The sequence below is a fragment of the Anabaena sp. EIM26 genome (genome assembly GCF_057568715.1).
In genome coordinates, this window is record NZ_CM172472.1 from 4487028 (window position 1) to 4508406 (window position 21379).

The window sequence follows — 21379 nt, forward strand, 5'->3', positions numbered from 1 at the left end:
AATTATAAGTAGATATTTGACAATGCAAAACTTATGAATATAGTGGAATTAGCTTCATGCAAATAGCAAACAGAATACCGCAATGGGTAAATATAGGTTTAGCCTTTCCCGTAGTCATTCTTAATGGTTGGTTATTAATTCAGGTTGTGCAGTATTTTCAACCTTTAGTAAGTGTTGTCTCTGCCGCAATTTTATTAGCTTTTGTTTTAAACTATCCAATTAAATTCTTTCAGAAACGCGGAGTTCCCCGTAATTTAGCAATTGTGGGAGTATTGCTATTAGCTATAATAATTTTAGGGGCTGTTGGCGTTATTTTAGTACCACTAATTTTCCAACAACTTAATGAACTAGTTAATATTTTCCCCTATTGGATTGAATCTGGCAATGATCAATTACAAGCATTTTTAAATTGGGCAGCAACGCAACAACTGCCTTTGAATTTAAGTGGTTTAGCAACTCAACTTTTAGAAAGAATCTCTAATCAATTTCAGTCATTTACAGGTAAGATTTTAGGTTTTGCTTTCGACACAATTGGGGCTTTAGTTAACATACTACTAACATTAGTCATAACCGTTTATTTGATTTTAAATGGTGAACCTTTATGGAATGGAATTTACCAGTGGTTTCCGCGAAATATAGGCACAAGAGTTAGAGATTTATTACGAGAAGATTTTCAAAATTATTTTATCGGTCAAGCAACATTAGGTGCTGTATTAGGAGTGGTAGTGACTCTAGCTTTTGTGGCGTTACGAGTTCCCCTAGCATTACTTTTTGGAATTGCAATTGGTCTGTTTTCTCTCTTTCCTTTTGGTACAGGTATAGGTATTGCAATAGTTAGTCTATTAGTGGCGTTGAACAACTTTTGGTTAGGTGTAGAAGTTTTAGGTGTAGCTGTTACTATTGACCAAATAAATTCTAATTTTATCGCACCACGTATTTTGGGTAATTTGACTGGCTTAAATCCTGTTTGGGTGGTAATTTCTTTATTGTTAGGTGCGAAATTGGGCGGCGTTTTGGGTTTGTTGGTGGCTATTCCTCTCGCTAGTTTTATTAAGGATATTGCTGATAGTTGGCGGGCTGGTGAATTGAGGAAGGTTGAAGAGGTAATTGAAACGCAGAGGGGCGCTGAGGTTAACGCAGAGGTTCGCTGAGGGTTGTTTATTAATTTTGGGTGGGGTGGATTTTGGTTACGATAAAGAGTCAGAATTCAGGAGTCAGGAGTCAGGAGTCAGGAGGAAGAAGGAAGAAGGAAGAAGGAAGAAGGAAGAAGAATATTTTTGTCTTCAGTTGCCTGTTCCCTGCTATATCAAACATTCTGTATCCTGAATCCTTACAATAAAGATAAGTAATATTTTGGGAGTTGATTATGCTTAAAAAACTCATTCTCGAAAATTGGAAAAGTTTCCGTTATGCTGAACTTCCACTTGATCCTTTGACGGTTCTGATTGGGACTAACGCAAGTGGTAAGTCTAATGTGGTTGAAGCTTTGGAATTTTTGCAAAGAACATTTATACGAGAGGATATTAGACCAGCTTTGGTTGGTGATTCCACTCTTCCTTCAATTCGAGGTGGTCTAGAAGGGGCTGCACTTAAACCAAATAAAGAATTTACATTAAAGATTATTGCTGGAGGTAATAATCTTAATATTGATTTTATTTATACTATTACCGTACAAACAAAACCATCTCTTAAAGTTGTCCAAGAATTAATGCAACAACAAGAATTACAAAATGATTACGGGCTAGAAAATAGAAAACCTATACAGGTTTTAAGAACTAAGTATTTAAATAAAAGTGATTATATTATGGAAAATATGTTGGATCAACATAATGGTATTTTTAGCGATAATTTTTTTATTACTCAAACACAACTTGCAAATTTCAAGAGGCTTGAAGGTTATATTTATAGTGGTAATGATTCAGAAGAATCACTTGCAGATTTTTTTTATTCTCTAAAAAATATTTTTATCATAAATCCGCTTCCTTCTAAAATGCGTGATTATTCACATTTGTCTGAATATCTTGAAAATGATGGTTCAAACATTGCTGGCGTATTAGCAGCATTACCAAAAAAACAAAAAATAGAAATAGAATTAACTCTATCAAAGTATTTTAAAGAATTACCAGAAGGTGATATTAAAAAAATATGGGCTGAAAAAGTTGGAAGATTTAAAACTGATGCTATGCTGTACTGTCAAGAAGAATGGAAACCAGGAGAAATTACAGAAATTGATGCTAGAAGTATGTCAGATGGAACATTACGATTTTTAGCAATTCTCACAGCATTACTCACTCGTCCTGAAGGTAGTCAAATTGTCATAGAAGAAATAGATAATGGTTTACATCCTTCTCGTGCAGCATTACTCGTGAAAATATTAAAAGAAATTGGCAGTAAACGCAATATTGATATTTTACTCACTACTCATAACCCAGCTTTACTTGATGCGTTTGGTTCGGAAATAGTTCCATTTGTCGTTGTTGCACATCGAGATTCAGAAACCGGAGAAAGTAAACTTACTCTTTTAGAAGATATTGATAACTTCCCAAAATTGTTTGCGTCATATTCTTTGGGACAAATGACAACTAAAGGCGCAATTGAACGTAGCCTTTCTCATGGGGAGTAACTAAAAATATGAGAAAAGTTTTATTAATAGATACATCTTTACTATGCGTCTGGTTAGAAGTTCCAGGTAAAGAAACTGCTGGTAATAATAAATGGGATTTTAAAAGTGTTAATGATAAAATTAAATTAGAAATTGAGAAAGGAACAACTTTGGTACTTCCTTTAGCTACAGTTATAGAAACAGGTAATCATATTGCACAAGCTAAAACCACAAATTCAGGCAATAAACGAATAACATCTGAAAGATTTGCAGAAATAATGATTTATGCTGCTGATGAAAAAAGTCCTTGGGCTGCTTTTCGTGAACAAATCATACTTTGGGAAGCGGAAGGATTAAAAAAATTAGCAGATAAATTTCCTAACCAAGCTGTAGAAAAGACTTCAATGGGTGATGCTAGTATTGTAGTCTTAGGATGGCATTATCACGAAAAAGGTTTTCATGTAGAATTTCTGACTGATGATAATGGTTTAAAATCTCAAGAACCACCACAACCCACTCCTCCTACACGCCGTAGTAGCCGTGGAAAATAGACATTTCCAAAAAAGTAGAGACGTTCCATGGAACGTCTCTACAAGGGTTTCAAAGCACGCACATTTAATTCTCGGAGATGTCTAATGATAAAATTAATAAATAGTATTTTATATTGATATTTTAATATTAGGAGAAGTAAATGGAAGGTAAAAGATTTATTCACAAAATTAAATTAACAAACCTTCTTTCTTATGGAAGTGAGGGAGAAGAAATTGAACTACAACCGCTAAATGTTTTAATTGGTTCCAATGCTTCTGGTAAATCTAACTTTATTGAATCTCTGGGAATTTTACGCGCAACACCAACAGATTTACCTGCGCCTTTCCGTCAAGGTGGAGGTGTAAATGAATTTTTGTGGAAAGGTGAGCAAGAAAATCCAATAGCTAACATAGATGTTACTTTAAATTACCCTCAAAGATCCCAAAATTTAAATTATAAGCTTAATTTTACTGCAATTGCCCAAAGACTAGAATTAGTAGATGAAGCTGTAGAAAATGCACAAAGATATGAGGGTCAAGAAGATGTATATTTTTACTATCGTTATCAACGTGGTCGCCCAGTTTTAAATATCAATAAGATAGATGAAAATATAAAATCAGGTCAACGTAGTCTCCGCAGAGAAGATTTGATTCCAGATCAATCAGTTTTATCTCAAAGAAAAGATCCTGATTTGTATCCAGAACTTTCTTATCTGAGTACAGAATTTGCTAAAATAGGTTTATATCGTCACTGGCAAATGGGACGATATTCAGAACCAAGAAATGCTCAAAAAACTGATTTACCTCAACATCCTTTATTAGAAGATGCAAGTAATTTAGGTCTATTTTTAAATGATTTAAAATACCGGATAGGTAGTAGAAAAATTATTGAAAAGCTCAAAAATTTCTATGAGCCAGCGGAAGAATTAGATGTAATAATATATGGTGGCACGGTACAGATATTTATTCGGGAAGAAGGTCTGATCAAACCAATTCCTGCAACTCGTTTATCAGATGGAACACTGCGCTATTTATGTTTAATGGCTTTACTTCTTGACCCAACTCCACCACCACTAATTTGTATTGAAGAACCAGAAATAGGTTTACATCCAGATATTTTACCAACAATTGCTGAAATGTTAATAGAAGCATCTCAGAGAACACAATTAATTATAACTACTCACTCTGATACTTTAGTTTCTGCTTTGAGTGAATATCCTGAATCTGTAATAGTTTGTGAACGAGATGATGCAGGAACTCACCTCCGTCGGCTTGATCCAGAAAGACTTAAAAAATGGTTAGAAAACTATACTCTTGGTGAACTTTGGCGCATGGGGGAAATTGGAGGAAATAGATGGTAAAGGAGATTCGGATTTATATAGAAGGTGGTGGTGATAAAAAAGATCAAAAAGATTTTATTAGACAGGGATTTAGTAAATTTTTTAAACCTTTGATTGATATATCTCGCAGTCAGAAAATTCGGTGGAATATTATTATTTGTGGTTCTCGTAATAATGCTTTCCGTGATTTTCAAAATGCTTTACAAGATTATCCAGAAGCTTTTAATGTGTTGTTGGTTGATGCAGAAGCACCTGTGAAACAAAATTCCCCTTGGGAACATTTGAAATATAGAGATAATTGGGATAAACCAGCAGAAGTTGATGATAATAACTGCCATTTGATGGTTCAAACAATGGAAGCTTGGTTTATCGCTGATATTGAAACTCTGAAAAAATTTTATGGACAGGGATTTAAAGAAAACGCTATTCCCAAAAATGCTAATGTGGAAACTATTGCTAAAGAGAATTTAGAACCTACTCTTACAACTGCTACTGCTAATACCACCAAGGGAGAATATCACAAAATTAAACACGCTTACAAACTTTTAGAATTGCTAGATGTATCTAAAGTTCGTCAAGCTTCTCCTTATTGCGATCGCATTTTTACTACACTAACAGCAATCATGGGCATATTAAAATCATAATCTCTCTCTTCCTCTTTGCGCCTCTGCGCCTTTGCGTGAGACTTCCTAAATCCACAACACCAAAAAATAAATAAACTTTAAGCGATCGCACTCCCATCCCCCACATCACGCTATCATCGGGTATTGTGCCATAATCTGTGCCTAAACTCTCAGCATCTACCATGACGACTCCGACACCAGAACCCAATCAACCTAATACACCTCTTAGCGATACAAATCTGGTAGAAGACCGCAGCAAGCTGAGTAAGATGTATCAGCACTATGTAGAAATGAAGGATAAATATCCTCATGCATTACTGCTATATCGCGTCGGTGATTTTTTTGAAACTTTTTTCCAAGATGCAGTCACAGTCTCCAGAGAACTAGAATTAGTTTTAACCAGTAAACATGGTGGTGAACTTGGTCGCATCGCTATGACCGGTGTACCTCACCACGCTTGGGAACGCTACACAACCCTGCTGGTAGAAAAAGGTTACGCTGTGGTGATTTGCGACCAGGTGGAAGACTCTGCTGATGCTATTGGTTTGGTAAAACGCGAAGTTACCCGCATCCTCACACCAGGGACTTTGTTAGAAGAAGGAATGCTCAAAGCAAGTCGCAATAATTACCTAGCGGCTGTGGTAATTACGGTTAATCATTGGGGTTTAGCTTACGCAGATATATCCACAGGGGAATTTCTCACCTGTCAAGGTAGCGATTTAGAAAACCTTACTCAAGAATTAATGCGCTTGCAACCTTCCGAGGTGCTATTTCCCACCAACGCCCCCGATTTAGGTACTTTACTGCGTCCAGGGGAAACTTCGCCATCTCTTCCCCAATGTTTACCACCCACATTTTGTTATAGTTTGCGATCGCAACTTCCCTTTTCCCAAGCCGAAGCTAGAAGTAGATTATTGCAGAAATTCAAAGTGCGATCGCTTGAAGGTTTAGGATGTGAACATCTCCCCCTCGCCGTTCGCGCTGCTGGTGGACTATTGGAATATATCGAAGATACCCAAAAAGAAAATACCGTTTTTCTGCAACTATTACACACCTATACCCTGACTGATTATCTCATCGTTGACCACCAAACCCGACGCAACCTAGAAATTACCCAAACCGTTCGTGATGGCACATTTCACGGTTCTTTATTATGGGCTTTAAACAGAACTAGCACCGCAATGGGTGGACGAGCTTTAAGAAGATGGTTGTTACAACCGCTACTTGATATCAAAGGTATTAAATCACGCCAAGATACTATTCAAGAATTGGTTACAAACACCCCTCTCCGTCAAGATTTACGGCAGTTATTACGGCAAATCTACGATTTAGAACGGTTAACAGGTCGTGCAGGTTCAGGAAGAGCAAATGCACGGGATTTAATCGCTTTAGCTGATTCCCTCTCCCGTTTACCAGAATTATCATACCTAGCATCAGAAGCCCAATCCCCATTTCTCAAAGCCTTGCAAAAAGTACCCGCTGTACTGGAAGAATTAGCAAAAAAATTACAACTTCATATCGTAGAATCACCACCTATTCATCTCAAAGAAGGTGGTTTAATTCGTCCAGGGATAAATCCACAGTTGGATGAAAGAAAAGCAACAGTAGAAGCAGATCAACAATGGATTGCAAATTTAGAAGTTGATGAAAGGGTGAGAACGGGAATTCCGAATTTGAAGGTAGGATTTAATAAAACTTTTGGTTATTACATTAGTATTTCGCGTTCTAAATCTGACCAAGTTCCGGATAATTATATTCGTAAGCAAACGTTAACAAATGAGGAACGTTACATCACCCCAGATTTGAAAGAACGAGAAGCGCGAATTCTCACAGCTAGGGATGATTTAAATCAGTTGGAATATGAGATTTTTGCAGCTTTGCGGGAAGAAGTGGGCAGTCATGCGGAAATAATTCGCAATATTTCCCGTGCGGTAGCGGCTGTAGATGTGTTGTGTGGTTTGGCTGAATTGGCTGTACATCAAGGTTACTGTCGTCCTGAAATGCTTGCGGGGCGGGAGATTGAAGTCGTTGATGGTCGTCACCCAGTAGTGGAACAGTCTTTACCTGCTGGGTTTTTTGTTCCTAATTCGACTGGGTTAGGAGGAGAAACGAACCGCAGAGACGCGGAGGAGGAGAAGCCTGATTTGGTGATTTTGACGGGGCCAAATGCTAGTGGGAAGAGTTGTTATTTAAGACAGGTGGGGTTGATTCAGTTGATGGCGCAGGTCGGAAGTTTTGTGCCAGCGCGGTCTGCTAGACTGGGAGTGTGCGATCGCATTTTTACCCGTGTCGGCGCTGTTGATGATTTAGCAACTGGTCAATCTACCTTTATGGTAGAAATGAATGAAACTGCCAATATCCTCAATCATGCAACTGCTAAATCTTTGGTTTTGCTAGATGAAATTGGTCGCGGAACTGCAACTTTTGACGGTTTATCAATAGCTTGGGCTGTAGCAGAATATTTAGCAGTAGAAATTCAATCGCGGACAATTTTTGCCACCCATTATCATGAGTTAAATGAACTAGCTAGTATTGTTCCTAACGTAGCTAATTATCAAGTTACAGTTAAAGAATTACCAGATCAAATTATCTTTTTGCACCAAGTTCAACCAGGTGGTGCTGATAAATCCTATGGAATTGAAGCCGGAAGATTAGCAGGTTTACCAGCAGTGGTAATAAAGAGGGCAAAACAGGTAATGGGACAAATAGAAAAACATAGTAAAATTGCAATGGGTTTGCGTGAAGGACTTTAATTATTTCGATTACTTCGTGTAGGGGAGTTACAATACGCCCTACAAATTATTAAATAGTTTTTTCTAAACACTCTTTCAATTGTTTGGCAACTACTCTAACATAAGGTTCATTTAGTAGAGAAAGATGAGAACCAGGAATATGATAAATATCTAATTCACCTGTAACTATCTCACCCCAACCAAATTGAGGATCGTATTTTATACCTATTTTATCGGTTCGATTTTCATCCTTAGTTCTAAACAAAGCTACTCTACCTGCATAAGTAGGAAAAGTATATTTCTCCAAAGCTTGGGTATTAGCATCCATGATTTGTAAATACTTATCAGTTTTTGGTGACTTTGAGGATATCTTTAAAACATGAGAAGCAACATTTAAATAATATTTGTATGCCTTTTTAATACAGTATTTAGTGTGTCGGCTCCAACCTAGAACTTTTTTTAAGACGTAATCATGACCACCTTGGATGATATTCTTTAAATGTAAAGGAATTCTTTTCAACACTGATAATCTTTGGAAATACCCTGGACGACAGGTATCAAACATAGCTACAAGACTTACTTTTTCACCTTGCTTTTGCAGTTGTTGCGCCATTTCATAAGCAACTAAACCACCAAAAGAATACCCTCCTAAAAAATAAGGCCCTTGTGGTTGAATAGTCCGTATTTCTTGAATATAGTGCGCGGCCATGTCTTCCACCCGAACGAAAGGAGGCTGTTTTCCATCTATTCCTTGGGGTTGAAGTCCATAAACAGGTTGTTCTAACCCTAAATGTATTGCTAAATTACGATAACATAGCACTTCTCCACCCAGAGAGTGAACAACAAACAAAGGTGGTTTAGAACCTTGGGGTTGAATTGCTACCAGAGACGATTGGTGTGATTTTGCTGATAAGGTATTTACTAAAATTGGTTCTTGACGGATAATTTGAGCGATCGCACTCACTGTACCAATAGGAAACAAAGATGCTAATGGCAGTGTTTTACCAAATTTATCCTCTATAGCCGCAAATAACCGCACAGCCAAGAGCGAATTTCCCCCCAATTCAAAAAAGTTATCTTCTGTTCCAATAGGTTTAACACCTAAAAATTCTTCCCAAATTTGCGTTAGTTGATATTCTAGATCATCACAAGGAGGCGCAAAAGTTGCAGTTATTTCTGGTTTTACTAACTCAGGCTCTGGTAAAGATCGGCGATCTGTTTTACCATTAGGTGTTAATGGCAAAGCATCCAAAAATACAAATACACTAGGCATCATGTAATCTGGTAGTTTATCTTGTAAATATTGCCTTAATTCCTTAATAGGTACAGGTTTTTGTTTGGAAACAACATAAGCTACTAAACGTTTTTCTCCAGGAATATCTTCACGGGCTATAACTACAGCTTCTTTGAGAGTGTCACTATTCAGAAGTTCCATTTCAATTTCTGTAACTTCAATTCTGAAGCCTCTAATTTTTACCTGAAAGTCTATTCTTCCCATGTGGACTAAACAACCATCAGCCTCAATACGCCCTAAATCTCCAGTGCGATATATCCTTTCACTTTCATTTTGAATATCAGACAAAAATACAGCTTTCGTCATTTCTGGTTTTTGCCAATAACCAAGAGCTAAATATTTACTTTTAACAGCAATTTCGCCAATGCTACCACTTTCTATTTCTGCCCCATTATCGTCTAACAATACAACTTCCATCCCTTCAATACCATAACCAATGGGAACACTACCACCCATAATTTCCGTATTTTTGTTAACAATAAAATTCCTAAAAGTTCCAGTTTCAGTTGCTCCTAAACTCGCATACAAAATACAGTCCTCAGCAAAATATTGTTTGTAGTTCTCCACATCTTTAATTAAGGTAGCTTCACCACCTAATTTCACCAAGCGAATATGAGGAAACTGTTTTCCACTTGTAAGAACTTCCACAAAATGCCGAAACAGGGTAGTAAAGGAATGGTAAATAGTAATTTCTTCTTCAATTAGCCAATTAACTAAATTATTTAAGCCCTGTTTTTTCACATCATAAGAATAAAGAGACGCACCATTTAGCAACGTATAGAAAATACATAATAATCCTCCTAACGCACTACATGAATAGAGAAAAACTACTCTATCTTCTGGGCTAATCAGTAAAGTATTAGTATCAGTCATGCAGTAATGTAATGAATTAATATGACTCTGCACTACTCCTTTTGGTTTACCAGTTGACCCACTAGTGTAAATTATGTAAGCTGGTGTTTCAGGTAATACATAAATATTTGGATTTTCATCGGCAACATCGTTAATATTTTCATCAATATTTAATATAGGACAATTATTATTAGCTAATTCATGAGCTAAAGCTAAATTTTGATTATTGGTAATAATCAGAACAGCTTGAGAATCTTCTAAAATATAAGCTAGTCTATCAATGGGAAATGTAGAGTCTAAAGGTACAATGATTTTTCCTGTTTTCAATCCCCCAAAGATACTAGTAATAAAATCTGCACCTTTTTCGAGTAATAAAGCAATAACTTCTAGGTTTTCTACTTTTTGGGAAAGAATATTATTTGCTAATCGGTTCGCATTTTTATTTAGTTGTTCATAAGTTAGAGTTTCAGTACTAGTTTTGACAGCAATAGAGTGAGGATATTTCTTAACTTGTTGTTCAAAACGAGTAGAGATAGACTGTTCAATATTTTCTAATTCAAATCTAATAAAGCCTTCAGGAGGAGTAATTAATTTGTTGCAAACAAACTTTTGATTGAAAAACTTCTTGGGAATTGTTCGGTAAATATTAGTCATTTGTACTCTAAAAAATAGGTTTATGCCAGAAAAACATCGTAAAATCCTGGAAATGCTTAATCAATAAAGCATTAGATTATACTCACAATAAGTTAATTATTTGATTTTATAGGTAAGGGTTTTTCGTAATCTTATAAAAGATTGAATCTCAATAGATATTTCGCTTTTGGTATTACGGAAATATTTTTATATTGATTACTCAAAATAAATGGTACTGCCAATAACTAAAAATTGCCAGAGATACTCATTATCTTTCATAAAATCTTTATTTACACTTTAAATTCCAGAATTGTATCCCTATTTACTAAAAAGATGCTATAAATTAAACACTTTTTTGACTACTACTTATTTGATCAACATGATAGTCCCCAACCTGCGGAATATTGAGATAAAAGTGCTTATCTCTCCTATCAAGCATTCTTTTTCTGGCTACGTTAAAAATATACTCATTTATTCTCAACCAGCAAATTGTAATCGGTGTTTTGTTTATGTTTAGACCAATAGGATTCAGTTTTATAGTTTGTATTGCTAAAAATTTTCTTGTATGGACGGATTGCAAACCACACTTACTGTATAATTAATGACTATATAAACCAAAATATAGACAAATAAATAACCCAAAATGAGCAAACAGGAAATCGACCCCCCCAGACAAAGCCAAGGTGCAAAAAAATCTGCTATTTTATCCTTAAGCTTGTACCTGTTAGCATTGCTCATTTCCTCCTCCCACAGCAACCAAGCCATAGCCCAAATAATTCCTGACAAAACCCTCCCAACTAACTCTCAGGTACAACAAAATTGCACAGTCTGTGAAATTAACGGTGGTACCGTTAAGGGAGTTAATCTATTTCATAGTTTCCAAGAATTTTCTGTACCTACAGGTGGTGAAGCCTTATTTAATAATGGTTCGGCAATTCAAAACATCCTCACCAGAGTAACAGGTAACACCATCTCCCATATTGATGGACTGATTCGTACTCATGGTCATGCAAACCTGTTTTTCATCAATCCTAACGGGATTGTATTTGGAGAAAATGCCAACTTAAACATTGGTGGTTCTTTGATAGCGAGTACAGCCAACAGCATCAAATTTGTAGATGGTACGCAGTTTAGTAGTCAAGTTTCTCAAAGCACACCATTATTGACTATCAGTATGCCTGTAGGATTGCAATTTACAGCGCATCCTAGTTTAATTCAGGTAAATAGTAAAGCTACTGGATTGCAGATACAACCAAATCAAACCTTAGCTTTAGTAGGTGGTGATATCAGCTTAGATGGTGCAACACTAAAAACGAATGGAGGGAGATTAGAACTAGGTAGTGTTGCTGGAGAAGGTTTAGTTAGCCTTACCTCCACCAACCAAGGATTTTCCCTGGCTTATGATGGCATACAAAAATTTGGCAATATTCAACTAACTGCTGAAGCTAATGTTGATACCAGTGGCATCGGTGGGGGAGAGATGCAAATACAAACTGGTAATTTGCAAATGAGTGAAGGATCACGCATCGTATCTTTCACTTTGGGGTCATTACCAGGAGGTAATATAACCATTAACGCCACTAATACTATAGAAATAATTGGTACTGATGAATTTGAGAAAAAAGCAGCAAATATTCTCGATCCCAGCGCTGATGTTTCTGAGGCACGGGATGGTTTTTTTATCCTTAGTAATGGTTCTGGCAGTACCGGAAATTTAGAAATTAATACAAATAAATTGATACTTAAGGATGGAGCTATTTTACTAGTTTCTGTCATTAATCAGGGTAATGCTGGTAATCTCAACATTAACGCCTCTGAGTCAGTAGAAGTAATTGAATCTTTATTAGCAACAGGAAATCGACTCCAAAGTAGTGGAGATGCTGGTAACATCAATATTAAGACAAAAAATTTGCTGCTTCAAAATCGAGGATCTATTGCCAGTAGTTCTTTGGCTACAGGGAAAGCAGGTAATATTAATATTAATGCTTCTGAATCAATTCAACTAACCCCAAGTGAAACTTTTTACCAAGTATTTGGTGATATAAATGTTAATACAAATATTAACTCTTCTACCGTGGGCATTGCTGATTCTGGAAATATAGAAATTAGCACTAAGCAATTAATTTTAAGAAAAAATACTGCTATATCGGCTTCCACTTTTGGCTCTGGGAATGGTGGTAATTTAACAATTAATGCCTCTGATATTCACTTGATTGGTAAAGGATCTGAAAGCTTTGTGAATGCTTTAGGTACTGCATCGGAAATTGGTGCTACAGGAAATGGAGGCAATTTAAATATTAATGCTAATACTTTGCAAATGCAGGATGGCAAAATTAGCGCTGGTGCTGTTGGTGTCGGGAATGGAGGAAACTTACTTCTTAATGTTAATAAACTGCAACTTCAGGAAGGAGCAGAAATCAGCGTTTCCACTGTTAATGCAGGTAAAGCTGGAACCTTAACAGTCAATGCTGTTGATATCCAACTAGTGGGTACTGATATTAATGGATCATCCAGTGGTTTTTTTGCCAGTTCTGGTTTAAGTGCAACAGGGGCAGCAGGAGATATAAAAGTTAATACAAGTAATTTGCAAATCCTCGATCGGGCTACAATTACTGTAGAGGCTTTAGGCTCAGGAAATGCAGGCAATTTGAGCTTGAAAGCTAACTCGATTTTGATGGATAAATTTAGTACCATTAGTGGCAATAGTCTCAGTAATAGTACTGCTACTAGTCAAGAGCAAGCTAGTATTGATTTACGTTTTCAAAATTTGATTATGCGTAATGGTAGCAAAATCACTACTAATGCGACTGGTAACAATGTGATTGGTGGCAATATCACTATTGTGACTGATGTTTTAGCAGCAGCAGAAAACAGTGACATTAGTGCCAATTCGACTGATTTTCGTGGTGGTCGAGTGATAATTACGACTCAGGGTGTCTTTGGGACACAGTTTCGAGATCAACTAACTCCAGAAAGTGATATTACTGCCACTGGGGCAAGTCCAGAGTTTAGTGGTACAGTGCAAATCAATCAGTTATCTACCAATCCCAGTCAAGGTTTAATAGATCTCTCTACTAGTGTGATTGATACCGATAATCAGGTTTCCCAGGAATGTGCAGCTGGTAGCAAATTTGCCAGTCGAGAAAATAAATTTACTATCATTGGCCGTGGTGGATTACCATCTAGCCCTGATGATTTATTTACAGGGACAAGAGCATTAGTAGATTTGATAGAACTAGTGCCTGATCAACAAAATAGCCCAGATATTCAACCTGTAGGTGTTAGTGACACTATACCGACAGAGATTGTAGAAGCGCAAGGATGGGTTTTCGATGCCAAAGGTCAAGTTAACTTAGTTGCTCAATCAGCAAATGTTCTACCCCACGGTCTTATTCTACCGAAGACTTCTTGTTTTGCACCTTAACTGTATAATTAACCCTCAGGATTTGACCACTTTTTGTCAGACGTGGGGCTTCTGTCAGTTCAAGCTAAAATAAGACTAGAGACAAAATTTGAAATTACTGAGTGCTATTACTCAGTTAAATAGAAGTAAAATGGGATTCTTTGATTCTGAGATAGTTCAACATGAAGCCAAGCAGCTTTTTGAAGATTATCAATCGCTGATTAAGCTTGGCAACGACTACGGCAAATTTGACCGCGAGGGCAAAAAGCTGTTTATTGAGCAAATGGAAGCAATGATGGATCGATATCGCATCTTTATGAAGCGTTTTGAGCTATCAGAAGACTTCATGGCTCAAATGACCATAGAGCAACTAAAAACTCAGCTAGGTCAGTTTGGCGTTACCCCGCAACAAATGTTTGAGCAAATGAACGTCACCCTCAACAGGATGAAAGCCGAACTGGAAAAAACGCCTTGAGGGGGAGACTGGGGACAGAGTATTTATCGTTCTTCTGCCCCCTGCCTCTGCTTCCTAATTTGATTTAGGACGAGAAAACTGAGAAGGTGACTTGAATTTCTCTACAGGTACATCCTTAAGAGCTTTGATCATAAAATCACGCCAGATAGGAGCAACCATACCACCGCCTGTAGCACCGCTAGACAATTGGCGGTTATCGTCTCTCCCGATCCAGACAGCAGTTGTGAGTTGTGGTACTGTACCCACAAACCAAATATCTTTTTCTGAAGAAGTTGTCCCCGTTTTACCTGCTACTGGCCTGTCTATAGCAGCGCCTTTACCTGTACCACTTGTAACAACAGATTGCATGACATCAATAATCGCTGCTGATGCCCAAGGGTCAAGGACTCGCTGCGGTTTAGGCGTGTTGTCAAGCAACACATTTCCACTGCTATCTGTTACCCGTACAATCACTGTTGGTGGTGACTGCCAGCCATAATTAGCAAAGGTAGCATAGGCACTAGCCATTTCTAGAGGTGTCACACCAATTGCACCCAAAGGTAAAGAAGTAACAGGTTCCATCGGACTCATAATGCCCAAGGTGCGGCAAATTTCAATCACTCTATTCATCCCTACGGTTTTACCGAGCTTAATCACAGGGATATTACGAGACTGAGCTAAAGCAGTCCGAATTGACATTGCACCGCTAAAGCCGCCATCATAGTTTCTCGGAAAGTACCAACCATTACCATCTCGGTAACTAACTGGAGAATCTACAACTGTACTATCTGGAGTATATTTACCAGTAGCAAAGGCAGCATAATAAACAAAGGGTTTAAACGCTGAACCAGGCTGGCGTTGAGCTTGGGTGGCGCGGTTGAACTCACTGGCTTTAGAATCTACACCACCCACTAGGGCTTTAACAAAATGAGTGCGGGGGTCAATTGCCACAAGGGCCATTTGATTTTTGTATAAACCTCGACCCAGTAGGGTTGTATGCCACTTAGCGACTGTTTCTTCTGCCATTTCTTGAAATTTAGCATCGACAGTAGTCTGTACCCGCATTCCGCCTTTTAGCAATGCTTCACGCCCAAACTTTTTCGCCAATTCTTGGGCTACGGCATTGGTTATGTAAGGTGAAGCACTACCTTGAAATGACCTGATTCTACCGAGTTTAATTTCTTGCTTGAGAGCATCATCATATTCTTTCTGGGTAATCCAAGTCAATTCCAACATCCGCCCCAGCACTTCTTTTTGCTTCAGTTTTGCCAGCTTCATACTAGCGAAGGGGCTGAATTCTTCCGGGGCTTGGATTAAACCAGCCATCATTGCTGATTCACCCAAAGTTAAAAATTCTGCTGATTTGTTAAAGTAACTCCGTGCTGCTGTTTGTACGCCGTAATTGTTATGACCCCAATAAACTTGATTGAGGTACATTTCTAAAATTTGGTCTTTGTTGAGAATTTGTTCTAACCGAATTGCTAGTACAGCTTCTGCTAATTTGCGAGTAAAAGCACGTTTTTGAGACAAAAACAGGTTTTTGACTAACTGCATGGTGATGGTAGAACCACCTTCTTTGACACCACCTGCTATTAAGTTGACGACTATAGCCCGGCCAACACCAGTGGGGTTAATACCGTGGTGAGTGTAAAAGTGACTATCTTCACTGGCTAATACTGCCCGTTTCAGATTTGGGGAAATTCTATCTAGGGGTACGACTTCCCGATTAGCTTCACCATGAAATCTTGTTAAAAGTTTACCTTTAATGTCATATATGTATGTAGTTTCTGAAGGAGAAAAGTTACGTAATTGTCTCACGTCTGGCAAATTGCGGAAACTAGTGGCTAGTCCAACCAGTCCCCCGGCTACAATAGAGCTTGTTAACAGCGTGATAGATAGCAGAGTAGCGCCGGTTACTTGACCTACTCCTTTAAAAAACTCAAATCCAGATGAAGCCTGCTCTTGTGGCTGTTTGTCTTCAAAAGTCCTAGACGACACGGCGTTCTCACTTCCTCACTAGTAAATATAAATGTAATTGATGGAATGAAAAAAGTAGGTTAATTTTTTGCAATTATAGTAGTCTGGCAGAGCAAAATACAGATAATTTGCCAGTGAACATAACTAACCTAATTTCTAAAGTACAAAGTGTAGTTAATAGCGAATTTCATATTATGACGCAAAATTTCTCTTGGTTACATCGTGGTGTGGCAGATATTTTTCCTCAACCTCATGATGATAGTGAAGCTGAAAGTCTAGAAACCCGATTAGCTAATGCAAGTCGTCCTTTAAGAGTCAAGCTAGGTATTGATCCTACTGGTGCAGATATTCATCTTGGTCATAGCATACCTGTGAGAAAACTGCGAGCTTTTCAAGATGCTGGTCATACGGCTGTTCTGATTATTGGCGATTTTACGGCTCGTATTGGTGATCCTACTGGTAAATCTGATGTGCGTCGTCAACTGACAGAGGCAGATGTGGCGCAAAATGCTCAAACTTATCTTGACCAAGTTCGCCCTATTTTAGATTTTGACACACCAGGCAGGTTGGAGGTGCGTTATAACTCAGAGTGGCTTTCCCGTCTTGATTTGGGGAAAACTTTGGAGTTACTTTCTACTATGACTGTGGGACAGATGTTAGCTAAGGAGGGTTTTGCGGAACGTTATAAGAAAGAGAATCCTATTTTCCTCCATGAGTTCCTGTATCCATTAATGCAGGGTTTTGATTCTGTGGCAGTTGAGGCTGATGTGGAGTTAGGCGGTACTGATCAAAAGTTTAACATTGCAGTAGGTAGAGATTTGCAACGCCATTTTAATCTAAAACCTCAATTTGGGCTACTGTTGCCAATTTTGATTGGGACAGATGGTGTACAAAAGATGTCTAAGTCTTTGGGTAATTATGTGGGCTTGGGAGAACACCCTTCTCAAAAGTATCAGAAGCTCCAAGGTGTGCCAGATAATTTACTGTCACAATATTTTGAGTTGCTGACAGATTTACCTTTAGATAGTTTGCCAGAAAATCCACGCGATCGCCAAGAATTTCTCGCTTGGGAAATTGTCAGACAGTATCACGGGGAACAAGCCGCTAATGAAGCGAAGGAAGCTGCAAAAAGCGGTGGTAAGGAAGGTGCTGTTCCTGAGTTCTCTCTGACTGCTGTACCTCAATTTCCGGCTAAATTATCTGTTATTCTCGGTTCTAGTGGTTTGTGTAAGAGTAACGCGGAAGGTAGGCGCAAAATTCAAGAGGGTGGTGTGCGGTTAGATGGTGATAAGGTGACTGATGTGGATGCTACTTTTGCCACATCTGCGGATTTATACGATAAGGTTTTGCAAGTGGGTAAAAAGAATTTTGTTCGTCTTGTACCATGATTAAGTTAATGAAACGCAGATAAACGCAGATGAACGCCGATAGTCGGATTATTGTTCCTTTAGATGTACCAGATTTAGAAAGTGCGATCGCTCTTGTGGATAAACTTCCTCAAGTCACTTTCTGGAAAGTCGGTTTAGAACTGTTTACCAGCACGGGCCCCACAATTCTCGAAATTCTCAAATCTCGCCAAAAACGCATTTTCCTAGATTTGAAGTTTCATGATATCCCCAACACTGTTGCGGGTGCTTGTCGTGCTGCGGCTGGTTATGGGGTGGATTTATTGACAATTCACTCTACTAATGGTATGGATGCCCTGAAAGCTGCTACAGAAGCGGTGCAAGTAGGAGCAGAAAAAGCGGGTACAAAACCGCCCAAATTAATTGCAATTACTTTATTAACCAGCATTTCAAGCAGACAATTGGCGTTTGAATTAAAAATACCCATAGAATTGCCAGAATTTGCTTTACAAATGGCGCTTTTAGCTCAAGAATCGGGTTTAGATGGGGCTGTGTGTTCACCCCAAGAAGTGGGACAATTACGGGAAAGTTGTGGAAATGACTTTTTGCTGGTTTGCCCTGGTGTCCGGCCAACCTGGGCTGAAAAAGGAGACCAAAAGCGATCGCTCACACCCTCTCAAGCTATCAAAGCCGGTGCCGATTATCTAGTCATTGGTCGTCCAATTACAGCAGCGGTTGATCCTGTGTTAGCTTGGCAGAAGATTACTGAAGAACTGTAGAAGGAGTCAGGAGTCAGAAGCCAGGAGTAAAGAAGAAGGAAGAAGGAGTCAGATTAGTCCATATCTCATTTATCTGCAATCTGCTGTATATGGCAACTACTAAGGTGATTAGGAAATCAACTAATGATAAAACTTAGACACAAACAGATTTTTAAACCTGTCACCTGTCATCTATCACCTGTTACCTATAGTTGGTGGTTAGTAGCCTGTAGTTGCTGGCTATTAGTTTATTCAGCACTTCATTCTCCTGCACTTTCCAAAACTCTCACTCCCAAAACTGTCAACCCAGAAATAGGTAATTCTTGTTCAGAGCAAAATTTAGAAACTTTAACTACTCAGCTACTGTTAGATTTACCGAGTTACGCCAATCGTGCCACGCAACGCGCTCGTCGTCTCAGTCGCAGTGTTGATATTTTCCCTTATGTATTGGTAGCGGGTAAACCTGAGTTTCAAGCTTTACCTTTGAATACTGGGATTGATACCGCAAATAAATATGAATCAGAAGGAGTAGAGCAAGTTTTCTTTACTACCTTTGAAAGACAGTATTTAAATCAAAAAGCCGTAGAATTACAACAATTTCACTGGTTGTTTTTGACAAAAACTAAAAATGGTTGGAATGTAGTGATGATGTTTACTCGCACTGGTGAATATCCAGTTAAACCACCTATTGCACCACCAAGGGAGAGTAGTGATAGTGCGATCGCTCAAGGTGTTAAACTTTGGTTACGCGATTGTCAAGCCGGAAGTGTGCGAAGGCGATAGTTAGAAATATATTTTTTAATTTAAATGCCGTATCTAGCTAAAATTTTACTATATCCAATTAAATCATTGGATGGAATCGAAGTAAAAAAAGCGACGATTTTACCCAGTGGCGCACTTAAAAATGACCGCGAATTAGCTATTGTTGATGCACAGGGTAAATTTGTCAATGGTAAACGTCATGCAAAAATCCATTTATTGCGCTCAGAATTTTCTCTAAAAGAGAGAATTATTCACATCAAACTCCCAGGTAGCAACTCACCACAAATTTTTCATCTTGATAGAGAACAGCCAGAACTAGAAGAAACCTTAAGTGATTTTTTCGGATTTGCTGTCAAATTAACCCAAAACACCAACATGGGTTTTCCTGATGATACAGACTCACCTGGTGCAACAGTAATTAGCACCGCAACATTAACAGAAACAGCATCTTGGTTTCCTGGTATGAGTGTAGACGAAATGCGTCGTCGGATGCGTGCCAATATTGAAATTGATGGTGTCCCCGCATTTTGGGAAGATAGGCTGTATACTGCCAATGGAGAAACAGTATCTTTTGTAATAGGAGACGTGCAGTTTTTAGGAATTAACCCCTGTCAACGTTGCATAGTTCCTACAAGAGATTCTTTTTTAGGTGAAGCTTACCCCAACTTTCAAAAAATATTTGTGCAGAAACGTCAAGAAACTATGCCCACTTGGGTAGCAGTATCAAGATTTAATCATTTTTATAGATTGAGTGTCAATACAAAAGTAGCTAAATCAGAAGTTGGAAAAACCATAGAAATTGGTAATAATATCGAAATCTCTTCATAACAAAGTTAGATAACTATAGGACTAAAACTGCTTATGATACTAAGTGTAAGATTGTAGGGTGCGTCAGATGTCGAAAATCTGTTGACTGTTACCAAATTATTCAGTCTGACGCACCTACTAGAACATCGGTTGTGTAAGTCCTAAACTAATGCAAGGAGGTAGGAAGTAATAAAGCTTACTTGTTCAGGATTTTAAACTTTTTTAGTGGATAGTTATTTTCGCTATAAAAACTTTAATCACCACAACCACCATCACCTCCACCGTCAGATACCCCACTGTCGCAACTGCTTGAGTCATTGCTGCTACCACTGTCATAACTCCCAGCATCTCCAACAAACCAAGTATCGCTGCTGCTAGAGTAGTCGTTAGAGTCAGAATTTTTTCTAGTAGATGAATTGTTACTGGTTGAATTAGCTGCTATTGTCAACATTAGGATAGGAAAACCTACTAATAAGAGTACAGCCGTTAAACCAATGAGAACTGACATAGTTTTCCTGTTTTGGTGATGTTTCCCAGATTAACCAGCAAAAAAGTCTCACTATAGCCTTCAGTTCCATCAGATGTTATTCCGAATTTCATCATACTTAGCCCTGACAGCTTGGATATCCTGCCACATCAACCATTTAGGCGAACCTTTTTCTTTAGAAGGGTTACGCAACAGATAAGAAGGATGAAAAATCGGCATACATAACCGCCCTTCCCATTCCAACCATTGCCCGCGAATTTTCGTAATTCCCTGCTTACTGCCTGTAATGCCTTTGACCGCAGTTGCACCAGTTAATAAAATAATCTTCGGGTCAACTAAACGAATTTGTTCTAATAAATAAGGTTTACAAGCTGCCATTTCATCAGGTGTAGGAACTCGATTTTCTGGAGGACGGCATTTGTTGATATTACAAATATATACATCTTTCTCTGTACTTAATTCTACAGATGCCAAAATTTTCTCTAATAACTGCCCAGACTTACCCACAAAGGGTAAACCGGTTTCGTCTTCGCTTTGTCCTGGTGCTTCCCCAATAATCATAATTTTGGCTTGGAGATTACCACGTCCTACTACAGCATGAGTGCGATTTTCACCCAACCCACAACGACGGCAATTGTTGCAGTGCTGCGCTAAATCGGCCATATGGGAATATGTACCCGACGGAATCGGAATTTTCGCGTCTGTGGGAATCAAATCTTTTTGGTTAAAGCTTGATTCATTAAAGAGACTCAGTTGGGTGTCGCTGCTCATGAAAATGG

Annotated in this window: 17 protein-coding genes; 12 read left to right on the plus strand and 5 right to left on the minus strand. The window is 38.3% G+C overall.

The genetic code is table 11. The annotated features are described in order from the left end of the window. The first annotated feature begins 56 nt into the window (after nucleotides 1-56). From AC012T_RS19395 to AC012T_RS19415, 5 genes are all read left to right on the plus strand, one after another. Nucleotides 57-1151 carry an AI-2E family transporter gene (locus AC012T_RS19395; protein WP_487060366.1) on the plus strand — a complete coding sequence of 365 codons (1095 nt, stop codon included), beginning with the start codon at nucleotides 57-59 and terminating at the stop codon, nucleotides 1149-1151. Nucleotides 1152-1366: 215 nt separating this feature from the next. Continuing rightward, nucleotides 1367-2623 carry an AAA family ATPase gene (locus tag AC012T_RS19400; RefSeq protein WP_487060367.1) on the plus strand — a complete coding sequence of 419 codons (1257 nt, stop codon included), beginning with the start codon at nucleotides 1367-1369 and terminating at the stop codon, nucleotides 2621-2623. Between the two features lie 8 nt (nucleotides 2624-2631). After that, nucleotides 2632-3153, plus strand: a complete 522-nt coding sequence (locus AC012T_RS19405) for a hypothetical protein (RefSeq protein ID WP_487060368.1) — start codon at nucleotides 2632-2634, stop codon at nucleotides 3151-3153. 140 nt (nucleotides 3154-3293) lie between these two features. Next, a complete protein-coding gene (locus AC012T_RS19410) occupies nucleotides 3294-4493 on the plus strand; it encodes an AAA family ATPase (RefSeq protein ID WP_487060369.1) in 1200 nt (399 codons plus the stop codon). Continuing rightward, on the plus strand, nucleotides 4487-5116 hold the full coding sequence (locus AC012T_RS19415) for a DUF4276 family protein (RefSeq protein ID WP_487060370.1): 630 nt from the start codon (nucleotides 4487-4489) through the stop codon (nucleotides 5114-5116). Before AC012T_RS19410 ends, AC012T_RS19415 begins: the two co-directional genes overlap by 7 nt. On the opposite strand, the gene AC012T_RS19420 is transcribed toward AC012T_RS19415, so the two are convergent. Then, complete coding sequence (locus AC012T_RS19420; protein ID WP_487060371.1) at nucleotides 5094-5279, minus strand: hypothetical protein; 186 nt, start codon at nucleotides 5277-5279, stop codon at nucleotides 5094-5096. The genes AC012T_RS19415 and AC012T_RS19420 overlap by 23 nt on opposite strands. Between AC012T_RS19420 and mutS the strand changes: the two genes are divergently transcribed. After that, entirely contained in the window at nucleotides 5278-7848 is a 2571-nt protein-coding gene (gene mutS / locus AC012T_RS19425; RefSeq protein ID WP_487060372.1) for a DNA mismatch repair protein MutS, read from the plus strand. The genes AC012T_RS19420 and mutS overlap by 2 nt on opposite strands. Before the next feature lie 49 nt (nucleotides 7849-7897). Here the strand turns inward: mutS and AC012T_RS19430 are convergent, their stop codons facing one another. Next, nucleotides 7898-10627 (minus strand): non-ribosomal peptide synthetase family protein, encoded by a 2730-nt coding sequence (locus tag AC012T_RS19430; RefSeq protein ID WP_487060373.1) that lies wholly within the window; start codon nucleotides 10625-10627, stop codon nucleotides 7898-7900. A 622-nt stretch (nucleotides 10628-11249) separates the two neighbouring features. Here AC012T_RS19430 and AC012T_RS19435 point away from each other — a divergent pair. Together AC012T_RS19435 and AC012T_RS19440 are read left to right on the plus strand one after the other, a co-directional pair. Further along, nucleotides 11250-14030, plus strand: coding sequence for a two-partner secretion domain-containing protein (locus AC012T_RS19435; RefSeq protein WP_487060374.1), 2781 nt, complete (start codon nucleotides 11250-11252; stop codon nucleotides 14028-14030). Nucleotides 14031-14160: 130 nt separating this feature from the next. Further along, complete coding sequence (locus AC012T_RS19440; protein ID WP_015215072.1) at nucleotides 14161-14484, plus strand: DUF1825 family protein; 324 nt, start codon at nucleotides 14161-14163, stop codon at nucleotides 14482-14484. Nucleotides 14485-14538: 54 nt separating this feature from the next. Here the strand turns inward: AC012T_RS19440 and AC012T_RS19445 are convergent, their stop codons facing one another. Beyond that, complete coding sequence (locus AC012T_RS19445) at nucleotides 14539-16461, minus strand: transglycosylase domain-containing protein (protein ID WP_487060375.1); 1923 nt, start codon at nucleotides 16459-16461, stop codon at nucleotides 14539-14541. A 173-nt stretch (nucleotides 16462-16634) separates the two neighbouring features. Between AC012T_RS19445 and tyrS the strand changes: the two genes are divergently transcribed. The 4 genes from tyrS to AC012T_RS19465 all read left to right on the plus strand — a co-directional run bounded on the left by tyrS (nucleotide 16635) and on the right by AC012T_RS19465 (nucleotide 20134). Continuing rightward, nucleotides 16635-17828 (plus strand): tyrosine--tRNA ligase, encoded by a 1194-nt coding sequence (tyrS, locus tag AC012T_RS19450; protein WP_487066666.1) that lies wholly within the window; start codon nucleotides 16635-16637, stop codon nucleotides 17826-17828. Between the two features lie 29 nt (nucleotides 17829-17857). After that, nucleotides 17858-18565, plus strand: a complete 708-nt coding sequence (gene pyrF, locus AC012T_RS19455) for an orotidine-5'-phosphate decarboxylase (RefSeq protein ID WP_487060376.1) — start codon at nucleotides 17858-17860, stop codon at nucleotides 18563-18565. Nucleotides 18566-18688: 123 nt separating this feature from the next. Then, nucleotides 18689-19327 (plus strand): hypothetical protein, encoded by a 639-nt coding sequence (locus AC012T_RS19460; protein WP_487060377.1) that lies wholly within the window; start codon nucleotides 18689-18691, stop codon nucleotides 19325-19327. A 24-nt stretch (nucleotides 19328-19351) separates the two neighbouring features. Further along, complete coding sequence (locus AC012T_RS19465; RefSeq protein ID WP_487060378.1) at nucleotides 19352-20134, plus strand: MOSC domain-containing protein; 783 nt, start codon at nucleotides 19352-19354, stop codon at nucleotides 20132-20134. A 232-nt stretch (nucleotides 20135-20366) separates the two neighbouring features. On the opposite strand, the gene AC012T_RS19470 is transcribed toward AC012T_RS19465, so the two are convergent. Together AC012T_RS19470 and AC012T_RS19475 are read right to left on the minus strand one after the other, a co-directional pair. Next, complete coding sequence (locus tag AC012T_RS19470) at nucleotides 20367-20621, minus strand: hypothetical protein (RefSeq protein ID WP_487060379.1); 255 nt, start codon at nucleotides 20619-20621, stop codon at nucleotides 20367-20369. A gap of 69 nt (nucleotides 20622-20690) precedes the next feature. Beyond that, the gene (locus AC012T_RS19475; RefSeq protein ID WP_487060380.1) at nucleotides 20691-21371 is read right to left on the minus strand and encodes a uracil-DNA glycosylase; all 681 of its coding nucleotides are present in this window, start codon (nucleotides 21369-21371) and stop codon (nucleotides 20691-20693) included. Between the last annotated feature and the right edge of the window lie 8 nt (nucleotides 21372-21379).

What these genes read in the sequence shown, in the direction of transcription:
- AC012T_RS19395 (WP_487060366.1), top strand. Translation starts at nt 57, where the DNA reads ATGCAAATAGCAAACAGAATACCGCAATGGGTAAATATAGGTTTAGCC.
- AC012T_RS19400 (WP_487060367.1), top strand. Translation starts at nt 1,367, where the DNA reads ATGCTTAAAAAACTCATTCTCGAAAATTGGAAAAGTTTCCGTTATGCT.
- AC012T_RS19405 (WP_487060368.1), top strand. Translation starts at nt 2,632, where the DNA reads ATGAGAAAAGTTTTATTAATAGATACATCTTTACTATGCGTCTGGTTA.
- AC012T_RS19410 (WP_487060369.1), top strand. Translation starts at nt 3,294, where the DNA reads ATGGAAGGTAAAAGATTTATTCACAAAATTAAATTAACAAACCTTCTT.
- AC012T_RS19415 (WP_487060370.1), top strand. Translation starts at nt 4,487, where the DNA reads ATGGTAAAGGAGATTCGGATTTATATAGAAGGTGGTGGTGATAAAAAA.
- mutS (WP_487060372.1), top strand. Translation starts at nt 5,278, where the DNA reads ATGACGACTCCGACACCAGAACCCAATCAACCTAATACACCTCTTAGC.
- AC012T_RS19420 (WP_487060371.1), bottom strand. Translation starts at nt 5,279, where the DNA reads ATGGTAGATGCTGAGAGTTTAGGCACAGATTATGGCACAATACCCGAT.
- AC012T_RS19430 (WP_487060373.1), bottom strand. Translation starts at nt 10,627, where the DNA reads ATGACTAATATTTACCGAACAATTCCCAAGAAGTTTTTCAATCAAAAG.
- AC012T_RS19435 (WP_487060374.1), top strand. Translation starts at nt 11,250, where the DNA reads ATGAGCAAACAGGAAATCGACCCCCCCAGACAAAGCCAAGGTGCAAAA.
- AC012T_RS19440 (WP_015215072.1), top strand. Translation starts at nt 14,161, where the DNA reads ATGGGATTCTTTGATTCTGAGATAGTTCAACATGAAGCCAAGCAGCTT.
- tyrS (WP_487066666.1), top strand. Translation starts at nt 16,635, where the DNA reads ATGACGCAAAATTTCTCTTGGTTACATCGTGGTGTGGCAGATATTTTT.
- pyrF (WP_487060376.1), top strand. Translation starts at nt 17,858, where the DNA reads ATGAACGCCGATAGTCGGATTATTGTTCCTTTAGATGTACCAGATTTA.
- AC012T_RS19460 (WP_487060377.1), top strand. Translation starts at nt 18,689, where the DNA reads ATGATAAAACTTAGACACAAACAGATTTTTAAACCTGTCACCTGTCAT.
- AC012T_RS19465 (WP_487060378.1), top strand. Translation starts at nt 19,352, where the DNA reads ATGCCGTATCTAGCTAAAATTTTACTATATCCAATTAAATCATTGGAT.
- AC012T_RS19470 (WP_487060379.1), bottom strand. Translation starts at nt 20,621, where the DNA reads ATGTCAGTTCTCATTGGTTTAACGGCTGTACTCTTATTAGTAGGTTTT.
- AC012T_RS19475 (WP_487060380.1), bottom strand. Translation starts at nt 21,371, where the DNA reads ATGAGCAGCGACACCCAACTGAGTCTCTTTAATGAATCAAGCTTTAAC.